The following is a 21,749-nucleotide window of genomic DNA, read 5'->3' as shown; positions in this document are numbered from 1 at the left end:
GTCGCTCATGGAAGAAGGCGTTAACCATGTCCCCGCAGGTGTCCCCGCAGGCGGACGCGGCCCATCTGATCGTGCGAGCCCTGGAGGCGGAAGGCGTCGAGTACGTCTTCGGCATCCCCGGCGAGGAGAACATCCACTTCGTCGACGCGCTCAACGACTCCTCCATCCGTTACATCCTCGTCCGGCACGAGCAGGGCGCGGCGTTCATGGCCGAGATCTACGGCAGGCTCACCGGCAAGGCGGGGGTGGCCTCGGCCACGCTCGGCCCCGGCGCGATCAACCTGCAGCTCGGCGTGGCCGACGCCACCACCAACAGCACCCCCGTCGTGGCGATCACCGCCCAGGTCGGCCTCGACCGCATCTACAAGGAGTCGCACCAGGTGGTCGACCTGGTGTCGCTGTTCCGGCCGATCACCAAGTGGGCCGACCTCGCCCCCACGGCCCTGGCCCTGCCCGAGATGATCCGCAAGGCGTTCAAGACCGCCCAGACCGAGCGGCCCGGCGCCGTCTACCTGCCCATCCCCGAAGACGTCGAGTCGGCCCCCGTGCCGGCCGACCTCGGGCCGCTGCCGGTCAACGTCGTACGCCCCCAAGATCCCTCCGCCGCGCAGATCGCCCGCGCGGCCGACGTGCTGGCCCGCGCGCGCCGGCCGATCGTGCTGGCCGGGCACGGCGCCGGGCGGGCCGGGGCGGCCGCCGCGCTGGTGCGCTTCTCCGAACGGCTCGGGCTGCCGGTGGCCACCACGTTCAACGGCAAGGGCGTCTTCCCCGACGACCACCCCCACGCGCTGGGCGCGGTCGGCTTCATGCGGCACGACTACGTCAACTTCGGCTTCGACGAGGCGGACGTGCTGATCAGCGTCGGCTACGAGCTGCAGGAGTTCGACCCCGTCAAGATCAACCCGAACCGCGACAAGGAGATCATCCACCTCCACCGGTTCCCCGCCGAGGTCGACGACCACTACCCGGTGGCCGTCGGGGTGCACGGCGACATCTCCCGGTCGCTGGACGCGCTCGCCGACGCCGTCCCGCGCCGCTTCGAGCTCAACGGCACCGGCGAGAAGATCCGCCGCCTGATGCGCGAGGAGCTGGAGCAGGGGCGCTCGGAGGACGGCTTCCCGCTGTCGCCGCGGCGCGTGGTCGCCGACATCAGGGAGGCCATGGGCCGCGAGGACATCGTGCTGGCCGACACCGGCGCGGTGAAGATGTGGATGGCCCGCATGTACCCGACGTACGAGCCCAACACGATGCTGGTCTCCAACGGGCTGTCCTCGATGGGGTTCGCGGTGCCCGGGGCGCTGGCCGCCAAGCTGGCCTTCCCCGAGCGCAAGGTGCTGGCCGCCACCGGCGACGGGGCGTTCCTGATGAACTCCCAGGAGCTGGAGACGGCCGTCCGCGAGCGTATCCCGATCACGGTCCTGGTGTGGGTCGACGACGCGTACGGGCTGATCGAGTGGAAGATGGACCTGGAGCTCGGCCGCCACTCGGGCATCCGCTTCGGCAACCCCGACTTCGTCGCCTACGCCGAGAGCTTCGGCGCCCGCGGCTACCGGATCACCAGCGCCGGGGAGCTGCTGCCCACGCTGCGCAAGGCGCTGGCCGACGAGACGGTGTCGGTGATCGCGGTGCCCGTCGACTACGCGGCCAACCTGGAGCTGACCGGCAAGCTCGGCGAACTCACCGGCCCCTTCTGACCGGCCGTTCCCAGGGGCATGTGGGTCAGGTTCTCGTCCAGTGGGGCTGCGCGACGTCGAACACCCGCTGTTCGCGCCCGCGCAGCGCCACCTCGGCGAACTGCCACAGGATCGCCCCGGTCGGCGCGTGGATCACGATGTCCGGCCCGAGCGGCATCTGCAGCAGCTCGCCCTGCCAGCGCGGCACGCCGGGCGCGAGGAAGCGCTCCAGCGGCACCGCGTGCACCGAGGCCACCTCATGGGCGTCGCCCACCGGCTCCTGACGGCCCCCGAACGCCACCACCGGAGTGATCACGAACCCGGAGTCGGCGACGAAGTCGTCGAGCAGCCCGGCCACCGCCACGCCGGTCACCCCGACCTCCTCGGCCAGCTCGCGCAGCGCCGCCTCCACCGGCAGCTCGCCGTCGTCGAGCCGCCCGCCCGGCAGCGCCCACTGCCCCGCGTTGCGCCCCCGCGCCGCCCTGCGGATCAGCACCGTGTACGGGACGCGCTCGGCGTCCTCCAGCACGCACACCGTCACGGCCGCCCGGCGCACCCCTGGGACGGGCGGCACCTCCCGGCGGTCGAAGGCGGCGAGATGCGCGGTGACCTGCTCGCGCAGCACGTCGATCGGGGGCAGCATCCCCTCAGGATCCCACGCCCTGCCCGTACGGGCCGAGAACCCGTCAGGAGAGGGCGGCCACTCCCTCCAGGAGGCGGTCGACGTCCGAGCGGTCGTTGTAGTGGACCAGGCCCGCGCGGACGGCGCCGCCCGAGTCGCGCACGCCGAGGGCGCCGGTCAGCTCCCAGGCGTAGTTGTGGCCGTTCCAGACGTTCACCCCCAGCCCGGCCAGATGCTCGGCGACCTGGCGCGGGGTGTGCCCGGCGACGGTGAAGTAGGCGGTCGCGGTGCGCCTGGCGGGCTTGCCGAGCAGGGTGACGTGCGGCATCGTCTCCAGGCCGGAGATCAGGGCGGCGAACAGCCCCAGCTCGTGCTCCTCGGCGGCGGCCATCGAGGCGAGCAGGCGCTCGCGGCGGGTGCCGGTGCCGGGGACCATGGCGGCTAGGTGGTCGACGGCCGCGGTGACCCCGGCCAGGTCGGCGAACGCGGACGTGCCCGTCTCGAACCTCTCCGGCACGGTGTCGGGGGAGGGCCGCAACTTGGCCGGGCGGACCGTCTCCAGCAGCGCCGGGTCGGCGACGACGGCCCCCACGTGCGGCCCCGACCACTTGTAGGCGCTGGTGGCGTAGAAGTCGGCGCCCAGCGCCCGCATGTCCACCGGGCCGTGCGGGGTGGCGTGCACGCCGTCCACGTACAGCAGGGCGCCCGCGCGGTGGGCCAGCTCGGCGATGGCGGCCACGTCGGGACGGGTGCCGAGGATGTTGCTCGCCGCCGTCACCGCGACGACCTTGGTCCGCTCGCCGATCAGGCCGGCGTACTGGTCGACCGGGAGCTCGCCGGTCACCGCGTCCACCTCGGCCCAGCGGACGGCGGCGCCCGTCTGGGTCCACGGACGCACGTTCGCGTCGTGGTCCAGCCGGGAGACCACCACCTCGTCGCCAGGCCCGGTCAGCGCCCTGGCCAGCCGGTACGTCAGCGTCGTCATGTTCGGGCCGAGGATCACGCCGTCGGGTTGACCGCCGACCAGGTCCGCGACGGCGGCCCGGCAGGCGGCGACGATCTCGTCCGCCCGGCGGCTGGCGGGGAAGGCCCCGCCCACGTTGCCGAGCCCGGCCCGGTAGGCGGCGGAGATGGCGTCGATCACCGGCTGCGGCGTCTGGGTGCCGGCCGCGCCGTCAAGGTAGGCGAAACCATCGGAAAGCGCAGGATAGGAGGAACGTACGGACTCCAGGGGGAAAGGCATGATAAGTAGATGCTCACCCTCAGAGACCTCAACCGCGCCACCTTGGCCCGGCAGCACCTTCTCGCCCGGCACGAGGGCCGCCCGGCCGACGTCGTGCACCGGCTGGCCGGGCTGCAGGCGCAGGAGCCGCGGCCGCCCTACCTGGGGGTGTGGACGCGGCTGGCCGGCTTCCGGCGCGACGACCTGCACGACTCGCTGCACGCCGGCGGCCTGGTGCGGGCGACGATGATGCGGGCCACGCTGCACCTGGTGACGGCGGAGGACTACGCGTCCTTCCGCCCGTTGCTGCGTCCCATGCTGGCCGCCGCGGCGCGCCGGTTCGAGGGCGTCGACTTCGAGGGCGTCGCCGCGGTCGCCGACCGGCTGCTCGCCGACGGGCCGCTCACCTTCAACGAGCTGCGGCCCCTGCTGCTGAAGGAGTTCCCCGGCGCGGACGAACGGGTGCTCGGCTACGCCGTGCGCATGATGACGCCGCTGGTCATGGTGCCGACGCAGGACCGGTGGAGCTTCCCGCGCGAGTCCGCCTTCGGGCTGCCCGGCGTCGAACTGGACCCGGCGCCCAGCGTGGAACGCCTGGTCGAGCGGTACCTCGCCGCGTTCGGCCCGGCCACCCCCGCCGACGTCCAGACCTGGTCGGGACTGGGCGGGATGCGGGCCGTCATGAAGGGGATGGAGCTGGACAGGCTGGCCGACGAGACGGGACGCGAACTGTTCGACCTGCCCGGCGCGCCGCGGCCGGGCGGCGACGTGCCCGCGCCGGTGCGCTTCCTGCCCGACTTCGACAACCTCGTCCTGGGGCACGCCGACCGTACGCGGGTGCTGGCGGACGAGTTCAGGCCGCTGGTCGCGACCAAGAACCTGCGGATCAAGGCCACGTACCTGGTGGACGGGTTCGCGGCGGGGACCTGGCAGATCAAGCGGTCCGGCAAGAAGGCCAAGCTCCTCATCAGCCCCTTCGCCGCGCCGACGCCTCTGGACGTCCTGGAGGAGGAAGGGCTCGCGCTTCTCGCCTTCGCCGAACCGGACGCGACCACCTACACCCTCGAACACACCCCACCCGACTGACCACCCCGCCCGAAGAACGAACGTGGGGAATTGGGATGCCGGAGCCGGGGGTGCGTCCCTACCCTCGGCCCATGCGTCACGAATCCGCCCTGTTGAACGTCATCGATGTGGAAGCCACCTGCTGGGACGGGCAGCCGCCGCCCGGCTCCGTCAACGAGATCATCGAGATCGGCCTCACCGTCGTGGACGTGTCGGCGCGGAGCCGGGTGTCCCGGCACCGCATCCTGGTCCGCCCTGCCCGATCGGCGGTGAGTGACTTCTGCACGGAACTGACCGGCCTGACCCAGGCCGAGGTGGAACGCGGTGTCACCTTCGCGGAGGCGTGCCGGATCCTCGCCGAGGAGTACGACGCCGGGGAGCGTCCATGGGCGAGCTGGGGCGAGTACGACCGCCGGCAGTTCGCTCGACAGAGTCAGGCCGACGGAGTGGCCTACCCGTTCGGCTACCCGACGGAACGCACGCACACCAACGCCAAGGCCGTGTTCGCGGCGGCGTACGGACTGCGCAGGAAACCCGGCATGGATCACGCTCTGCAGATCGCCGGACTGCCGCTGGAGGGACGCCATCACCGCGGCGAGGACGACGCCTGGAACATCGCGGCACTCGTCCTCGACCTGTTGGACCGCGGGGCATGGCCGGGCCGCTAGCTCCTGGTGCGACTGATCCGGTTGTGTCGGTGTGGCCTCGTAGACTCCCCTGCCACGTCGTCGAAGGGATTGCCGTGGAAGACCCGACAGGGATCGCAGCGCTGACCGAGATCCTGCCTGCCGATCTCGGCGCGGACGAGGAGATCGACTGGTCGGCGGCAGAGGCGCGGTGGGGCACGCGGTTCCCGCGTGACTACATGGCCTTCATGTCCGTCTACGGCGGCGGCTCGTTCGCCGAGGTCGGCATCCTCATGCCGTTGCCCAAGGAGTACATCCAGTGGGATCCCGGGACCTTCGAGGAGGAGACGGAGAACGCCCGTGACACCTGGGAGATGCTGGGCGGCCAGGAAGGGCTCGACATCGACCCGAACCACATCCTCGCCTGGGGCATCACTTCGGGCCCCGACATCCTGTGCTGGCTGACCACCGATCCCGACCCCGACCGGTGGCCCGTCCTGGTCTGCGGCCGCCATACCCGCGAGGGCTTCACCCTCTTCCCCTGTGGCATGGTCGAATTCCTCCGCATGCTGCTCCTGGACGAGCACGACCCCTACCCCCTCAGCATCGAGGTGCGTAACACCTCGCCGCGCTACGTGCACTGGCTCGAAGAACAGAAGCGCTGGAAGGCGAGATCGGACCCCGGCTACGGTTCGTCACGATGTCGATGATCATGTTGGGGCCGGGGTCTGCCGGGAGGGGGCAGGGTGGCGGGGGCGGTTCCGAGGCCGGCGGCGACGCCGGACGATGTCCTGCGGGCGCGGGCCGAGACGGCGCTGAGTCTGCCGGCTCCGCTGGTGGCCCTGTGGAGCGTTCGGGACGGCCTGCACACGGAGTGCGGTGTCGCGGTGTACTCGGCCGGGGACATCGGTGAACGCAACGCCACTTACGAGGTCGCGCGGTATGCACCAGGGTTCCTTCTCGTCGGCGATGACAGCGGTGGCCGCGGATTCCTCCTGCGCGCCGATGACCCGGACTCCGCCGTGTTCTCCTCCGGTCTGGGTGACCTGGAGCCTGCGGGCTTCGACGTCGTGGCGGCGGACTTCCCGTCCTGGATCGAATCGCTTGGTCCTGGCCCCTCCTGCTGACAGCGGCCGGCGAGTCGCTTCGACCGGAGGCGAAAAGGCTTCGCGATGTGAGCGCACCGGATGGCAGGGTGCAGCGCATGGCACCCCAGTACGAGATTCGCGCAGACCACGACGCTGACACGATCGTGGTCTACCAGGCATATGCGCCTGCCATAGCCGACGCGGCGCTGCGCGCGGGCCGTTTCGTCGCGCCGTTCTCGTTCCAGAGGATGACCTGGATCAAGCCCTCGTTCCTGTGGCTCATGCATCGCAGCAACTGGGCCCGCAAAGCCGGTCAGGAGCGCGTTCTCGCAGTGCGGATGACCCGGCGGGGCTGGGAGGAGGCTCTGTCCCAGGCCGTGCTCACGACAGCGGATCCGGCGGCTGTGGCCCGGGCAGCCGTCCATGTCCAGTGGGACCCGGAACGTTCGTTGCGCGGAGCGGCGCTGAACCACTACAGCATCCAGGTCGGCATCGGCCGCGACCTGATCCGCGCCTTCACCGACGACTGGATCGTCAGCCTCACCGACCTCACCCCGCAGGTCCGCAAGGCCACGGTTCTGACACAAACCGGGCACGCCGCCAAGGCCCGACGGCTGTTCCCCGCCGAGCGGGTGTATCCCCTGCCGCGAACGCTGGAACGCCTCCTCTCTCCGGGCAGATGACGGCCTACCGGCACGAGGGATGGACGAACCGTGCCAAGAGCGCATGGGATGCCACAGGCGCCGACCCGGAACCGGTGCACGAGACGCCGGGCGACCTGATGGACGACGTCCTCGGCAACCTGCCGCAGAACGTGTGATCGCGGTCGCGGTCCATGCTGGACGACTACGCGAGGCGGTTGCGCGTGAACCGGCGCATCGGCCGCGAGCCGACCCCCGATGGCGCGCCCACGCTCGTCCTGCCGACGTCCGGCGTGCGGACGAGGTCCGGCGCGCAGGGCCGGGCTAGGCGAGGCCGAGGTCCCGGCGCACGCGGGCGTAGTGGCGGCCCGGCAGCAGGCTGCCGACCGCCCACGGCTGGTTCTCCGGCATGCGCCTGCCCAGGCCCTCCAGCAGGCGCTGCGCGCCGGTGAGGTGGCCGCCGTGGTAGAGCGCCGCGCCGAACAGGTGCGCGGCGTCCAGCGCCCGCGGATGCGGCCGGGCGCCCTCGCGCCACTTGTCGGACGCCGCCACCAGCGGACCGGCCACCTCAGGGTCGCCGAAGTAGCCTTCGAGGATCTCCCGCGCCGTACGCTCCGACTCGCCGATCCGGCCCCACGCGACTTCGAAGTGGGCCAGCGCCAGCGTTGCCGTCACCGGGTCGCCCGGCGGCGCCGCGTCCGCCGTGCGGCGGGCGAAGGCCAGCACCTCGTCGTCGGAGCCGTACCACTTGCCGCACAGCACCTGGACACGGGTGTAGTGGCCCAGATACAGGTGCGGAGCGCGGGCGGTCAGCTCAGCCCAGAGGCGGTCGAGCTCCTGCCGGCCGGCCTGCGCGCCGAGCGCGTGCCACTGCAGCCGCTCCCACGGAACGGGATCGTCCGGACGGGCCTCGGCGGCCTGCCGCAGCGGGACGGCGGCGTCCGCCAGCACCTCGTGGAAGCGGGCGAAGCGCTGGCCGCCCACGTACGCGGCGTAGGAGCCGCCGCGGATCGCCCATGCCTGCTGGATCCGGGCGGCGCCGAGCCAGAGCAACGCGTCGGGGTCGTCACCGGCCAGCCGGAGCAGCGCCTCGGTGCGCGCACGGGCGGCGATCCCCAGTTGCTCGACGCGCAGCGCACGCACCTCGTGGTCGTCGCGCGCCTGGCGGACCAGCTCCAGGCCCGGCTCCAGCCGTCCGGCCCGCACCTGGCGCAGCGCCTGCTCCAGCGCGGGATCGTCCCACGACCGGCCCGGACGCATGCGCGAGGTCTTGTCGAGCAGCTCGGCCGCGGCCGTGATCACCCGTATCAAGGACATCCGTGATCAATACCGCACGTGATCATGGTGTCGCAACAGCGCCGAGCGGCTAGTTCCAGGCACCAGGCACCCCGTAGGGCACCTTGCCCTCAAGTTGCTCCTGATCGAGCACCTCGCTCTCCAGAGGCAGCGCGACGGTGACCTGCCGTCCCCAGGTGGAGTAGCGGGTGTCCGCCGTGAGCCGGAACACGGACCCCCTCCAGTGGTGCATGACCCCCTTGGCCGTGACTCGCTCCACCAGTCCAGCCGTGCTCAGGCGGATGGTGTAGGAGATGGTGCTGACGGGCTCGCTCCAGGAGTAGCCGCGAAAGCGCGAGGCGAAAGAACGCGACACCTTGACCAGCTTGTCGGCCTTGATCATGCCCTTCACCACTCCGCCGCGCCAGGACGTGCGGTGGGCCAGCAGCGTCTTGAGCGTGGCGGGTTCCAGAACCTCCAGCAGCGGGTTGCTGGCCGGCAGATCGGTGTGCGGATAGCGCACCCAGCTCGTGCCCTGCGGCAGTACGTCGGCGAATCGGGGGCCGGAGACGTAGTCGTCGTAGCCTGACGAGATCACCCTCAGGGGCAGTTCTTCAGCGGCGGCGTCCTCGGCCATGCCGAGTTTCTTCAGACCGCTCATCACCGTCTTGCTGTACCGCACGCGCTGGGACGTGTCAGAGGCGATCTCACCTTGCGGCCCGAACCCGACCGTGCCGTTCAGGGCCAGGGTGTAAGACCCGCCGCGACCGTGGTCCACCTTCGCGGTGGACACGATGTTCACGCCCTTACCGCGGGTCAATGTGGCTCGGAGCGCTTCTACCGGGTCGTTCCCGGACACCGCCTGGGCGGGGACGGCGACGAGCTGTGCCAGGCCCGCGATCAGGATGACACCCATGACGGTCCGCTTCATCACGTTCCTCTGGAGATGGTGGGAGGGCGCAACAATCTTGTGCCTACGAGATCAACTGTCAAGTTGAACCGTGACCGTGGGGTCCCCGGACCCGGCCGGCATCCTGGCTGCTGAGCCCGGGTTCCAGACAAACCACCCGCCACCAAGACTGAGCCCTGACACGCCTACCGGGGCGTGCCTCCTCATCGAGCCGCGAGAGGCAATCCCACGACGGCAACGTCCGCAGCTCTCCCCGGCTCGGACAGCCCAACTTCCTCTTCACCTGCTATGTGGGGACGCAGATCTACCCGCGCTGCTGGGTTCGTGGAGACTACAGCGGCGGGGACAACCGCTGGTACACCTGGCGTGGCGGCCAGGGCCAGCCGGACCGCTACATCCACTTCAGCCAGGTCTCCAGCGAAGGAGACGGCGGCGGCATGATCCAATGCCCCTAGCGCACCGGGACAACCGGCGGACCGGTGCCGGTGCACCCGTCATCAGGCGGCGAAGCGCGTGACCGAGCCGGACAGGCCGCGTCGGACGACGCAACCGGGGGTGCGGCCCCGGCCGTCACATCCGGTGCCTGGCCGGGCTCTCGGCCGTGGGCAGGCACCGGGTCTCGAGGACGGCCGTGATCCGCCGGACCTCCAGCGGCACGTTCTGGATCACGGCCAACTCGTGGGCGCGACGCAGGCAGGCGGCCGCTTCGGCCGGGCGCTCCAGAGCGATGAGGCTGTCGGCGCGCAGGCACAGTGCCTCACGTTCCATCACCCGATCGCCATAGCGGCGGACGTCATCGAGGATCCTGATCGACAGCGTCTCCGCATAGGCGTGGCGACCGGCTCTCACCGAAGCGAGCAGGTCGGACATCGCGATCAGCGAGGAGACGCGCGTGTTGCCCGCCGCGAGCTTCATGGCCTTGTCCAGCATCGGGCGTGGGTCGCCCCCTTGGAGGAGGGCCAGGCGCGCGAGCAGAATGGCCTCGCTGAGGGTGTCACCCAGCCTGGCGGCGATGGACACGGCTTGGGTGAGGTGCGCCAGAGCGGACTCCGCGTCCCCCAGCCTCAGCTCGGCGGCGCTGAGGTTGGCCAGTGTCAGCGCCTTGACGGAGCTCTCGTCCAGCAACGGCAGCGCCTCCTCGGCCAGGGCGAGAGACTTCTCGCGCCGGTACTGGAACCCCTCGACCGCGGACAGCGAGGCGAGCATCGCCCCCGCGCCCCGCGATTCGTCATGGTCGCGGCAGACCCGTAAGGCCAGCCGGGAGGTCTGCTCCCAGTCCACGAACTGGCCGTGGATCTCGAACAGGCGAACGCCGGCCAGCGCCAGGTCCCAGCACATGGCGGCGTGTCCGAGTTCGGCGGCGTGATGGATGCCGGCGAGCAGGGTCTCACGCTCGGCCGCCATCCACGTCATCGGCTCGTCGGGCAGCACCCGACCCCGCGGCCGCCAATGCGGGGCGCCGCTGTCCAGCAGCCGGAACCCGCCCGCGTATTCACCCTCACAGGCGTCCTTGACCAGCGCCAGCAGGCATGACAGGAAGCGGTCACGAACACTGTCCTGCGCCGGCCCGGTACCGGCGCGCTCGCGGGCCAGCAGCCGGATCAGATCGTGGAAGCGATAGCGCTCCTGGCCGGCGATGTCCAAGCCCTCAGGCTGGAGCAGTTGCCGTTCGGCCAGCCGTTCCAGCAGGTCCCCGCCTGTGCTGACGGGCACCATCAGCAGGGCGGCGGCCATCCAGGCGGTGAAGGTGGGCGCCGGCAGCAGACCGAGCCGCTCGAACAGGACCCGCTCGGCGTCGGGCAGCTCCTGATAGCCGGCCTCCAGACTGGCGCGCACGTCCAGCTCTCCCGCACGCAGCTCATCCAGCCGCCGCTCCTCGGTGAGCCTGGCGGCCAAGGTCTCCGGGGTCCAGCCAGGCCGGGTCACCAGCCGGGCGCCGGCCACGCGAAGGGCGAGCGGCAGCCTGGCGCACAGCTCGACCAGCGGGACGGCGTGGCCCGGCTCGATGCGGGCGATACGGCTCAGCAGCAGCGCGGCGTCGGCGGGAGGCAGCACGTCGAGCTGGATCAGCGATGCCCCACAGGCGGTGACCAGCCTCTCGAACCTGCTACGCCCGGTGACCACCGTCACGCAGCCCGCCGTCCCGGGCAGCAGCGGCTCCACGTCCACGGACCCGGAGGCGTTGTCCAGGACGATGAGCATCCGCCGCTCGGCCAGGACCTGGCGGTACAGCGCGATGCGGGCGTCGTGGTCCTCGGGGACGAGGATGACCCCGAGTACGGCCAGGAAGCGGGGCAACACGTCGGCCGCGGTGTGCTGCCCGAGGTCGGCATAGAGCTGCCCATCAGGGAAATGGTCGCGGGAACGATGGGCCCAGTGCAGCGCCAACCCGGATTTGCCGACGCCGCCCACTCCGCTGATGACGGCCACGTCCGCCGGGCCGTGCAGGAGCCGATCCAGCACGCCCAGCTCCTGCGTACGGCCGGTGAAGGCGTACACGTCGGGGGGCAGCAGCCGGGGGGCCGGCTCGTGGCGGAGCAGTTCCTCGTGGAGGCGACGCAGCGGGCCACTCGGCTCGACGCCGAGTTCGTCCACCAGCTTGGCGCGGGTCCGCCCGTACAGCCGTAGCGCCTCAGCGGGACGCCCGGCGGCGGCCAGGGCACGCAGCCACAGCTCCACGAACGATTCGCGCAGCGGTTGTCCGGCCACCGCGGTGGCCATGTCACTGGCGCATTCGGCGAAGCGCCCCAACGACATCAGAGCCTTCGCACGTGCCTCGATCGCCCCCAGCCGCGTCTCCTGCAGCGCGGCGGCCTCGACCCTGATGTCCTCCAGATCGTCCAGCCCGCTGTACGGCGCGCCTCGCCACAGGGCCAGGGCCTGATCCAGGAGGGCCAAGGCGCGCTCGGCCGGCTCGGCGGCGGCGCGCTGGACCCATCGCGTGAACCGGAGCGCGTCCAGCTCATCGTCGGCGACGCGCAGCATGTGGCCGTCGCCGCGGCGCACCAGCCTGTCTCCGACCGTGGCGCGCAGCCGGTGCAGGTGCCAGCGGAAGGTGCTGGGCGAAGGCGCCGCGGACGGCCATGCCGCCTGCGCCAGGACGTCGCCCGACACCGGCCGGTTGGCGTGGCACACCAGCATCGCCAAGAGGGTCAGTTGCTTGCCTGCCGGAATTGTCGCGCCGTCGACCGTTACTGCCCCGAGCACCCCGATTTCCACTGAGCTGATTATGGGGGTTGCCGAGCCGGTAAGTCATGCCGTCTTGACGAGGCTGGTCAGAGGCGGGCGGCCGGTCCGTCCGGCCATGGTGCATCTCGCCGCGCATGCCCCGCCCCGGAACCCCCGCCCCTCAATCGCAGGTTCAAGGGGCGGGGGTTCTCGGCGCTGCCAAGTGGATGCCGGAGTCACCCGATCCCGGACGCACAGCCCGGGAAGCCGGTCCGCCGGATCATCGGCGGTGCGCACTAATCGGCGCAGTTCTCCTTCTTCCACTGGATCTGGACGACGGTCACGGGGGTTCGGCGATCGGGCCACTCGTGTCCCGCCGCGAGGTCGCCGTCCTCGGCGCGGTGAATGCACTTGCTCGCCTTGGTGCCGTCCCCGTAGTAGTACGAGACCCAGACGTGGTCATAGGTGTCGATCATGCCGTTGTTGAAGAAGGATCGGACGTTCTTGTAGGGGCTGCTGGCCACGCTGACCGGCCCCCAGTTCTCGCCCCGGCCGATGCTGATTTTCGTCGCTTCGGAGATGACCTCTGTCGAATACACGCAGAAGTCTCCGGACGCGCAGCCGTATGCCTTGTAAGAGGAAAGGGTTTCTGCGCTCGCGGGTGACGCGAGCGCCAGCCCGGCCAGAGCGACGGCAGTGACAGCGGCCGGGACGAACTTTCTCAGCATGAGATCTCCTCGTTGTCTCGCCTGCGCAAGCCAAGGCGGTGGAACGGCCCGCCAAGCGCTTTCGCGATTGCATGCCGTCAAGCTAAAAGGGGCCTGTTTGGTTCAGGTTGGTTGTCTGTTGGGGCCGTCGCCATGAAACAGGGACGAGGGGGCGGGCGTCTTCTGGAGTGCCGTCGGTCGGCGGGGGTGGTGGCGAGGGGACGGGGTTGGGGGGCTGGTCAGGGGGTGGATGGCGCCGGCGGGGGAGCGATGATCGGGTGTTCGTCGAAGCCACGTTCGAGGAAGTGTTGGGTAGCCTGGTCAGAGACGGCCCTGCCAGGCCCCGCTTCTTCCGTTCCCTCATGCCCTGAAGGTTCCGACGCCTATCGGCCCGCTACGTTTCCCCGCCGGCCCTGCCCGCAGGCCGGCTCAGTCACTGAGCGTCCACCCAACGCGAGCGAGGAGAGAATTTTGTCCCAAGCAGCAGAGGTTCTCGAACTGGACGACACCATCGCCGACGGTGGCACGGCCGTCGGCGCCGACTCGGTCAAGACCTATCTGAAGGAGATCGGGCGCGTCCCGCTGCTCACCGCCGAGCAGGAGATCGAGCTGGCCAAGCGCATCGAGGCCGGCCTGTTCGCCAGGGAACGGCTCGACAGCGAGCCCGGCCTGCCCTCCGAGCTGCGTGCCGACCTGGAGTGGATCGCCGACGACGGCCTTCGTGCCAAGCGCCGCATGCTGGAGGCCAACCTCCGGCTCGTCGTCTCCATCGCCAAGCGTTACACCGGCCGCGGCATGCTCTTCCTCGACCTGATCCAGGAGGGGAACCTCGGCCTGATCCGGACGATCGAGAAGTTCGACTACCGGCTCGGCTACAAGTTCTCCACCTACGCCACCTGGTGGATCAAGCAGGCCATCACCCGTGCCATGGCCGACCAGGCCCGGACGATCCGCATCCCCGTGCACATGGTCGAGCTGATCAACAAGGTGGCCCGCGTGCAGCGCCGCCTGCAGTCCGACCTGGGCCGCGAGCCCACCCCCGAGGAGATCGCCGCCGAGACCGATCTCGACGTCGAGCGGGTGTCGGAGGTGCAGGGCTACGGCCGGGAGCCGATCTCGCTGAGCACGCCGCTCGGCGAGGAGGGCGACAGCGAGTTCGGCGACCTGATCGAGGACACCGAGGCCGTCTCCCCGGCCGACGCGGTCTCGTTCACGCTGCTGCAGCAGCAGTTGCACAGCCTGCTCGACCAGCTCTCCGAGCGCGAGGCGGGCGTGATCACGATGCGCTACGGCCTGGCCGACGGCAAGCCGCGCACCCTCGACGAGATCGGCCGCGTCTACGGCGTCACCCGTGAGCGCATCCGGCAGATCGAGGCCAAGACCATGTCCAAGCTGCGTCACCCCTCCCGGGCCATGGCGCTGCGCGACTACCTGAGCTGACCGCCCGGGAGCGGCAGCACGCGACACGCCGAGCAGGGCTCGCCGTGTGGACGTGGAGCGTCACCGCCTTGTCGACCGAACCAGCCGCCGCGACGCCGGCGCGACCAGCGACAGGCACGACCTCCGTCCACCCCGGCGACGGCCACCCGAGCACCCGCGTGCCGCGAGCCACGGCGACGCGCCCGTCGCCCACGGAAGAGCGGTCCAGGGGTGGGAAAGGGCGGGTAAAAGGGCGCTCTGGAGTGTGTGGAGCCCGGCGCGGGCCGGGTGGGCCGGACCTACTCTGCCCAACGTGAAACGCTCCCGTACGAGCCTCGTCCACCAGGCCGCCTACGCGTTCCGGCACCCCCACAGGATCGCCCCCCACCTGCGCCGGCTGGCCCGCGACACCTGGTTCCGGCTCCGCACGCACGACCACGTCACCTACTACCGCGCCGTCATGAGGTCCGACACGGCCCGCGACCCCGAGGGCGCCGTGGGATCGCACCGGCACCGGCGCTGGCTCGCCCTGGGACGCATGCAGTTCGACTACCTGGTGGAGCACGGGCTCAAGCCCGACTGCCGGATGCTGGAGATCGGCTGCGGGAACCTGCGCGCCGGCCGCCTGTTCATCGGCTACCTGTTCACCGGCAACTACTACGGCATCGACATCTCGCCCGACATCCTGCTGGCCGCCCAGGACACGGTCGAGAAGCACGCCCTGCAGGACAAGCTGCCGTACCTGGCGCCGGTGCGCGACCTGCGGCTGGCGTTCCTGCCGGACGAGTACTTCGACGTCGTCCACGCCCACAGCGTCTTCTCGCACTCGCCGATCGAGGTCATCGAGGAGTGCTTCGCCAACGTCGGCCGGGTCATGAAGCCGGACGGCTGGTTCGACTTCACCTTCGACCGGACCGAGGGCGAGGAGCACCACGTCCTGCGTGAGGACTTCTACTACCGCACCGAGACGCTGGTCGAACTGGCCCGCAAGCACGGGCTGAAAGCGACGTTCATGGACGACTGGGAGCAGGGCCCACATAAACAGTCGAAAATCCGCATCACCCGGCGATAACCTCCCGGAGAGTGAGAGATCTCCGCCTGCTGCCCAAGGCCCACCTGCACGTCCACCTGGAGAGCACCGTACGGCCCGCGACCGTGCGCGAGCTGGGCGGCCCGCCCGAGCCCGAGGGCCCGTTCGCCGATTTCCGCGAGTTCGCCGACCAGCGGGCCAAGGTGCGCGGCCTGCTGCGCACCCCCGAGCACTTCCGGCGCGTCGCCCTGGAGTTCTGCGAGGACGAGGCCGCCCAGGGCACCCGCTACGTCGAGGTCACCTTCACCGCCGCCGCCCACGGGGAACGGCTGGGCGCCCCGGAGATGCCGCTGGAGGCGGTGCTCGACGGCCTGGCCGAGGGCAGGCGGTACGGCGTCGAGGCCCGGGTGCTGCTCGACCACTCCAGGCGGCGGCCCCTGGAGCGGCTGTGGCGGACGTACGAGCTGGCCACCCGCTACGACGAGGTGATCGGCCTCGGGCTCGCGGGCGACGAGGCCCATCCGCTGGCCCCCTTCGCCGAGGTGTTCGCCGCGGCCGGGGACGCGGGCCTGCACCTGGTGCACCACGCGGGCGAGGCGGCCGGGCCGGCGAGCATCCGCGAGGCGCTGGACCTGGGCCGCACCGAGCGGCTCGGCCACGGCATCCGGGTGCTGGACGACCCGGCGCTGGTGGCCGAGGTGCGCGAGCGCGGCGTCCCGCTGGAGGTCTGCCCCACGTCGAACGTCCTGCTCGGGCTGGTGCCGTCGCTGGCCGAGCACCCGCTGCCGCGCCTGCGCGAGGCGGGGCTCGCGGTCACGGTCAACACCGACGGCGAGACGGCGCTGGCCGACGAGTACCTGCGGCTGCGCGAGGTCTTCGGGTACGGCGACGACGTCCTGGCCGAGCTGGCCCGCGCCTCGATCAGGGCCTCCTTCGCCCCGGACGCCCTCAAGGCGGACCTGCTGGCCGCCGTCGACGCCTGGCTCCGCTGACCCGACCGGCCCCCGCCGGGCACGGCGATCTCCGTCACATCGTGGAATAGTTGGCGAATCGGCGACCGTTGCGAACGGAGGTGGCGCGAACGCCACGACAGTGGCAGCCCGCGGCCTTGACGGGCCGGGGCCGACCGCCCGACCGAAGGAGCAGCGTTTGCGCACCGACTCGGCAGACTTACGACTCAGGACCGCGTCGGCGGTCTACCCGGCGGGCATGCTGGCCGCGCCGCCCCGCACGCTGATCGACATCCTCGACGAGACCACCCGCCGCCACCCCGGCGCGCCCGCGCTGGACGACGGCGCCGTGTGCCTGGACTACCGGTCGCTGCGCGCCGAGGTCGACCGGGTCGCCGCCGAGCTGGCCGCGGCCGGCGTCGGGCGCGGCTCCCGGGTGGGCGTGCGCATCGCCTCCGGCACCGCCGAGCTGTACGTCTCCATCCTCGCCGTGCTCGCGGCCGGCGCCGCGTACGTCCCCGTGGACGCCGACGACCCGGACGAACGCGCCGAACTCGTCTTCGCCGAGGCCGCCGTGGACGCCGTGCTCGACGGCGGCCCGGTCACGCCCGCCCGCCAGGCGGCCACGCCCGAGCGGCCCACCCCGGACGACGACGCCTGGATCATCTTCACCTCCGGCTCCACCGGCAGGCCCAAGGGCGTGGCGGTGACGCACCGCTCGGCCGCCGCGTTCGCCGACGCCGAGGCCGGGCTCTTCCTGCAGGACCGGCCGCTCGGCCCGGGTGACCGGGTGCTGGCCGGGCTGTCGGTGGCCTTCGACGCCTCCTGCGAGGAGATGTGGCTGGCCTGGCGGCACGGCGCCTGCCTGGTGCCCGCCCCCAGAGCGCTCGTGCGCACCGGCATGGACCTGGCCCCCTGGCTGGCCGGGCAGGGCGTCACCGCCGTCTCGACCGTGCCGACGCTGGCCGCGCTCTGGCCCGCCGCGCACCTCGACGGCATCCGGCTGCTCATCTTCGGCGGCGAGGCCTGCCCGCCCGAGCTCGCCGAACGGCTGGCCGTGCCCGGCCGCGAGGTGTGGAACACCTACGGGCCCACCGAGGCGACCGTGGTGGCCTCGGCCGCCCGCCTGACGGGGGAGGGGCCCGTACGCATCGGCCTGCCCCTGGACGGCTGGGACCTGGCGGTCGTGGACGGCGCGGGCGAGCCGGTCGCCATGGGCGAGACCGGCGAGCTGATCATCGGCGGCGTGGGCCTGGCCCGCTACCTCGACCCGGCCAAGGACGCCGAGAAGTACGCGCCGCTGCCGTCCCTGGGCTGGGAGCGCGCCTACCGCAGCGGCGACCTCGTCCGCGCCGAACCTGAGGGCCTCGTCTTCGCCGGCCGCGCCGACGACCAGGTGAAACTGGGCGGACGCCGGATCGAGCTCGGCGAGGTGGACGCCGCGCTGAACGCGCTGCCCGGCGTCACCGGCGCGGCCGCGGCCGTCCGCACCGCGGGCGGCGGCCACCAGGTGCTCGTCGGCTACGTCGTCACCGGGCCCGGCTTCGACGCCGGACGGGCCCGCGAGCTGCTGGCCGGCTCGCTGCCCGCCGCGCTCGTGCCCCGCCTGGCCCCCGTGGACGCCCTGCCCACCAGGACCTCCGGCAAGATCGACCGGGACGCGCTCCCGTGGCCGCTGGACGGCCCGGCCGCCGCGGACACCGGCCTGACCCCGGCCGAGGCGCTGCTGGCCGAGCAGTGGACCGAGATCCTCGGCGTGCGCCCGGAAGGGCCCGGGTCGGACTTCTTCGCCGACGGCGGCACCAGCCTGGCCGCCGCCCGCCTGGTCTCCGTGCTCCGGGCCACCCACCCCGACGTGGCCGTCGGCGACGTCTACGCCCACCCGACCCTCGCCGGCCTGGCCGAGCTGCTGGCCGCCAGGGGCGGGACGCAGGCCCCCGCGCACGCCGCGGCCGCCCCCATGCCGGGACGCGCCGCGCTGGCGCAGACCGCGCTGATGATCCCGCTGCTCACCGTGGGCGCGCTGCGCTGGGTCGTGCCGCTGGCCGCGCTCGGCAACGTGCTCGCCCCGCCGTGGGCGCCGCGGCTGTCGTGGTGGTGGGTGACGCTCGGCGCGCTGGCGTTCGTCACCCCCATGGGACGCATGGGCCTGTCGGCGGCGGTCGCCCGGCTGCTGCTGCGCGGCGTGCGCCCCGGCGCCCACCCGCGCGGCGGCGGCGTGCACCTGCGGTTGTGGTTCGCCGAGCGGTTCGCCGAACGGCTCGGCGTGCCCGACCTGGCCGGCGCGCCGTGGATGGCCTGGTACGCCCGGCTGCTCGGCGCCACCGTCGGCCCGGACGCCGACCTGCACTCGCCCCCGCCGATCACCGGCCTGCTCAAGCTGGGCCGGGGCGCCTCCGTCGAGCAGGAGGTCGACCTGTCCGGCCACTGGTACGACGGCGACGTGCTGCACGTCGGCGAGATCCGCATCGGCGCGGGCGCCACCGTCGGCTCCCGCTCGACCCTGCTGCCCGGCGCGCGCGTCGGCAAGAACGCGCAGGTCGCCCCCGGCTCCGCGGTGGCCGGGACGGTCCCGTCGGGCGAGCGCTGGGCCGGCGTCCCGGCCTTCCGCCAGGGCAAGCCGCGCCGTTCCCGGCCGGCGGAGCGCGCCCCCCGCTCCCGCCCGTGGGTCGCGCTGTACGGGGTGAGCGCGGTCGTGCTCAGCCTGCTCCCGGTTGCCGCGGCCGGTGTCGCGCTCGCCGTCCTGGCCGCCTTCGCCGGGGACGAGCCGACGCTCGGCGGCGCGCTGGCCGCCGCCCTGCCCGCCGTGCCGTTGGCCACGGTCGCCGGCATGGCGGCCTTCGCGCTGGTCACGCTGGCCGGCGTGCGGCTGCTCGGCCTGGGGCTGCACCCCGGTCACCATCCGGTGCACAGCCGTCCGGCCTGGCAGGCGTGGGTGACCGGCCGGCTGATGGCCTCGGCCCGGGTGTGGCTGTTCCCGCTGTACGCCAGCGTCCTGACGCCCGTCTGGCTGCGGGCGCTCGGCATGAAGGTGGGCCGCGGCGCCGAGCTGTCCACGGTGCTCGCGCTGCCCACGATGACCTCCGTCGGCGACGGCGCCTTCCTGGCCGACGACACCATGGTGGCCCCGTACGAGCTGGACGGCGGCTGGATGCGCCTGGCCTCGGCGCGGATCGGCAAGCGCGCCTTCCTCGGCAACTCCGGGATGACCGCCCCCGGCCGCAAGGTGCCCAAGGACGGCCTGGTCGGCGTGCTGTCGGCGACGCCCAAGAAGGCCAAGTCGGGCTCCTCGTACGTGGGCATGCCGCCCATGGAGCTGCGCCGCACGGCCGAGGAGGCCGACCGCAGCAGGACCTACGACCCGCCCGCGCGGTACCGGGCGGCGCGGGCGCTGGTCGAGGTGTGCCGGGTGGTGCCCGCGATGGGCGTGGTAGCGCTGGCCGTGCTGGCCGTCGCCGCGTTCGAGTGGCTGGCCGCCGGTCACGGCTTCGCCGTGGCCGCCGCGCTGGGCGGGGTGGTGGTGCTGGCCGCCGGGGTGCTCGCCGCGGCGGTCGCGACGGCCGCCAAATGGGCGCTGGTCGGCCGGATCAAGGCCGGGAACAGGCCGCTGTGGAGCTCGTTCGTGTGGCGCAACGAGTTGGCGGACAACTTCGTCGAGGTGCTGGCCGCGCCCTGGTTCGCCCAGCCGTGGCTGGGGACCGCCCCGCTGAACGTGTGGCTGCGCTCCCTCGGGGCACGCATCGGACGTGGGGTCACCTGCGAGACGTACTGGCTGCCGGAGGCGGATCTGGTGACGCTCGGCGACGGCGCGTGCGTCAACCGGGGATGCGTGCTCCAGACGCACCTGTTCCACGACCGGGTCATGAGCATCGACACGGTGACGCTGGAGGCCGGCGCGACGCTCGGCCCGCACGGCGTCGTCCTGCCCGCCGCTCGGGTGGGCGCGGGCACGACGGTCGGGCCGGCGTCCCTGGTCATGCGCGGCGAGGCGCTGCCCGGCGGCAGCCGGTGGTTCGGCAACCCCGTCTCGGCGTGGCGATGACGGCGTACTTCCCCGGGCACGGCGACCACCGGTACGCGGTCGAGCACTACGACCTGGCGCTGCACTACCGGCTCGCGGCCAACCGGCTCGACGGCACCGCCCGCCTGACGGTCCGCGCCGCCGAGCCGCTCGCCGATCTCGGCCTCGACCTCGGACACTTCCGCGTCCAGGGCGTCACGGTGGCCGGCCGGGCCGTCCGCCACACGCACGGCCAGGGCAAGCTGCGCCTCACCCTGCCCGGCCCGCTGGCCGCCGGGGAGCGGGCCGTCGTCGAGGTGCGGTACGCGGGCACGCCCGTCCCGGTGCGCAGCCCGTGGGGCGGCCTCGGCTGGGAGGAGCTGACCGACGGCGCGCTGGTGGCCGGTCAGCCGATCGGCGCGCCCTCCTGGTTCCCGTGCAACGACCGGCCGGACGACAAGGCCCCCTACCGGATCTCGGTGACGACGGCGCCGGCGTACCAGGTGATCGCCAACGGCGTGCTCACCGCCAGGCGGCGGGCGTCCGGGACCACGACGTGGGTCTACGAGCAGGCCGAGCCGATGGCGACGTACCTGGCCAGCGTGCAGATCGGGCGCTACCAGCTCTCGGAGGCGGGCGGCACGCGCCTGGCCCACCCCGCGCGGCTGGCCGCCCGCGCCCGGCACGACTTCGGCCGCCAGGGCGAGATGATGGCGCTGTTCGGCGAGCTGTTCGGGCCCTACCCGTTCAGCGGCTACACCGTCGTCGTGGCCGACGACGACCTGGACATCCCGGTCGAGGCGCAGGGCATGTCGATCTTCGGCAGGAACCATGTGGACGGCGCGCGCGGCTGCGAGCGGCTGGTCGCGCACGAGCTGGCCCACCAGTGGTTCGGCAACAGCCTCACCGTGGCGGGGTGGGCCGACATCTGGCTGCAGGAGGGGTTCGCCACGTACGCGGAGTGGTTGTGGTCGGAGCGCTCGGGCGGCCCGCCCGCGGACGAGCACGCGCTGCGCTGGCACCGCAGGCTCGCCGCGCTGCCGCAGGACTTCGTGCTGGCCGACCCCGGTCCGGCCGTGCTGTTCGACGACCGCGTCTACAAGCGCGGCGCGCTGACTCTGCACGCCCTCCGCCGGGCGGCCGGCGACCAGGCGTTCTTCACGCTCCTGCGCTCCTGGGCCGACAGCCGCCGGTACGGCAGCGTCACCACGCGGGAGTTCGCCGCGCACGCCGAGCGGCACGTCGCGGCCGGCGCGCTGCTGACCGCGTGGCTGCACGACCGGCCCCTGCCGCCGATGGCGGGCGGCGCCCTGACCCGCGACCGCGGCGCCTGACCGGCCCCGAGCCGCGCAC

General features: G+C 72.4%; 17 protein-coding genes and 1 pseudogene. 12 read left to right on the top strand and 6 right to left on the bottom strand.

Translation table 11 applies throughout. The annotated features are described in order from the left end of the window. Window positions 1–26 precede the first annotated feature (26 nt). Entirely contained in the window at window positions 27–1,694 is a 1,668-nt protein-coding gene (locus ACWEJ6_RS29115) for an acetolactate synthase large subunit (protein WP_452427802.1), read from the top strand. 25 nt (window positions 1,695–1,719) lie between these two features. On the opposite strand, the gene ACWEJ6_RS29110 is transcribed toward ACWEJ6_RS29115, so the two are convergent. Both ACWEJ6_RS29110 and ACWEJ6_RS29105 read right to left on the bottom strand, forming a co-directional pair. Then, on the bottom strand, window positions 1,720–2,316 hold the full coding sequence (locus ACWEJ6_RS29110) for an NUDIX hydrolase (protein ID WP_387674294.1): 597 nt from the start codon (window positions 2,314–2,316) through the stop codon (window positions 1,720–1,722). A gap of 43 nt (window positions 2,317–2,359) precedes the next feature. Beyond that, the gene (locus ACWEJ6_RS29105; RefSeq protein ID WP_452427800.1) at window positions 2,360–3,538 is read right to left on the bottom strand and encodes a cysteine desulfurase-like protein; all 1,179 of its coding nucleotides are present in this window, start codon (window positions 3,536–3,538) and stop codon (window positions 2,360–2,362) included. 9 nt (window positions 3,539–3,547) lie between these two features. Here ACWEJ6_RS29105 and ACWEJ6_RS29100 point away from each other — a divergent pair, with 9 nt between their 5' ends. The 6 genes from ACWEJ6_RS29100 to ACWEJ6_RS29075 all read left to right on the top strand — a co-directional run bounded on the left by ACWEJ6_RS29100 (window position 3,548) and on the right by ACWEJ6_RS29075 (window position 7,116). Further along, entirely contained in the window at window positions 3,548–4,603 is a 1,056-nt protein-coding gene (locus ACWEJ6_RS29100; RefSeq protein WP_452427798.1) for a winged helix DNA-binding domain-containing protein, read from the top strand. 71 nt (window positions 4,604–4,674) lie between these two features. Beyond that, window positions 4,675–5,250, top strand: coding sequence for an exonuclease domain-containing protein (locus ACWEJ6_RS29095; RefSeq protein ID WP_452427796.1), 576 nt, complete (start codon window positions 4,675–4,677; stop codon window positions 5,248–5,250). Window positions 5,251–5,324: 74 nt separating this feature from the next. Further along, window positions 5,325–5,918 (top strand): SMI1/KNR4 family protein, encoded by a 594-nt coding sequence (locus ACWEJ6_RS29090; protein ID WP_452427794.1) that lies wholly within the window; start codon window positions 5,325–5,327, stop codon window positions 5,916–5,918. 36 nt (window positions 5,919–5,954) lie between these two features. Further along, on the top strand, window positions 5,955–6,335 hold the full coding sequence (locus ACWEJ6_RS29085; protein ID WP_452427792.1) for a hypothetical protein: 381 nt from the start codon (window positions 5,955–5,957) through the stop codon (window positions 6,333–6,335). A gap of 77 nt (window positions 6,336–6,412) precedes the next feature. After that, window positions 6,413–6,979, top strand: a complete 567-nt coding sequence (locus ACWEJ6_RS29080) for a DUF4291 domain-containing protein (RefSeq protein WP_452427790.1) — start codon at window positions 6,413–6,415, stop codon at window positions 6,977–6,979. Further along, window positions 6,976–7,116, top strand: coding sequence for a hypothetical protein (locus ACWEJ6_RS29075; protein WP_452427788.1), 141 nt, complete (start codon window positions 6,976–6,978; stop codon window positions 7,114–7,116). Before ACWEJ6_RS29080 ends, ACWEJ6_RS29075 begins: the two co-directional genes overlap by 4 nt. A 145-nt stretch (window positions 7,117–7,261) precedes the next feature. Here ACWEJ6_RS29075 and ACWEJ6_RS29070 read toward each other — a convergent pair whose 3' ends face one another. The 4 genes from ACWEJ6_RS29070 to ACWEJ6_RS29055 all read right to left on the bottom strand — a co-directional run bounded on the left by ACWEJ6_RS29070 (window position 7,262) and on the right by ACWEJ6_RS29055 (window position 13,018). After that, entirely contained in the window at window positions 7,262–8,254 is a 993-nt protein-coding gene (locus ACWEJ6_RS29070) for a hypothetical protein (RefSeq protein WP_452427786.1), read from the bottom strand. 49 nt (window positions 8,255–8,303) lie between these two features. Then, entirely contained in the window at window positions 8,304–9,143 is an 840-nt protein-coding gene (locus tag ACWEJ6_RS29065) for a hypothetical protein (RefSeq protein WP_452427784.1), read from the bottom strand. 549 nt (window positions 9,144–9,692) lie between these two features. After that, the gene (locus ACWEJ6_RS29060; RefSeq protein WP_452427782.1) at window positions 9,693–12,341 is read right to left on the bottom strand and encodes a BTAD domain-containing putative transcriptional regulator; all 2,649 of its coding nucleotides are present in this window, start codon (window positions 12,339–12,341) and stop codon (window positions 9,693–9,695) included. Between the two features lie 245 nt (window positions 12,342–12,586). Then, complete coding sequence (locus ACWEJ6_RS29055; protein WP_387674262.1) at window positions 12,587–13,018, bottom strand: hypothetical protein; 432 nt, start codon at window positions 13,016–13,018, stop codon at window positions 12,587–12,589. A gap of 516 nt (window positions 13,019–13,534) precedes the next feature. On the opposite strand from ACWEJ6_RS29055, the pseudogene ACWEJ6_RS29050 reads away from it, so the two are divergent. The 5 genes and pseudogenes from ACWEJ6_RS29050 to ACWEJ6_RS29030 form a co-directional block, all read left to right on the top strand. Then, window positions 13,535–14,437: pseudogene (locus ACWEJ6_RS29050) on the top strand (RNA polymerase sigma factor); the annotation flags it as partial. 292 nt (window positions 14,438–14,729) lie between these two features. Beyond that, complete coding sequence (locus tag ACWEJ6_RS29045; RefSeq protein WP_358299223.1) at window positions 14,730–15,488, top strand: class I SAM-dependent methyltransferase; 759 nt, start codon at window positions 14,730–14,732, stop codon at window positions 15,486–15,488. Window positions 15,489–15,499: 11 nt separating this feature from the next. Beyond that, window positions 15,500–16,438 carry an adenosine deaminase gene (gene add / locus ACWEJ6_RS29040; RefSeq protein WP_452427779.1) on the top strand — a complete coding sequence of 313 codons (939 nt, stop codon included), beginning with the start codon at window positions 15,500–15,502 and terminating at the stop codon, window positions 16,436–16,438. A 157-nt stretch (window positions 16,439–16,595) separates the two neighbouring features. Then, window positions 16,596–20,438: a Pls/PosA family non-ribosomal peptide synthetase gene (locus tag ACWEJ6_RS29035; protein WP_452427777.1), complete on the top strand. Its 3,843-nt coding sequence runs from the start codon at window positions 16,596–16,598 to the stop codon at window positions 20,436–20,438. Then, window positions 20,435–21,730: a M1 family metallopeptidase gene (locus ACWEJ6_RS29030; RefSeq protein WP_452427851.1), complete on the top strand. Its 1,296-nt coding sequence runs from the start codon at window positions 20,435–20,437 to the stop codon at window positions 21,728–21,730. The genes ACWEJ6_RS29035 and ACWEJ6_RS29030 overlap by 4 nt, the downstream gene beginning before the upstream one ends. Window positions 21,731–21,749 lie beyond the last annotated feature (19 nt).

The organism is Nonomuraea sp. NPDC004702 (assembly GCF_053601695.1).
Note: the sequence above shows the minus strand (reverse complement) of the source record. Positions and strands in the feature narration are given on the sequence as shown.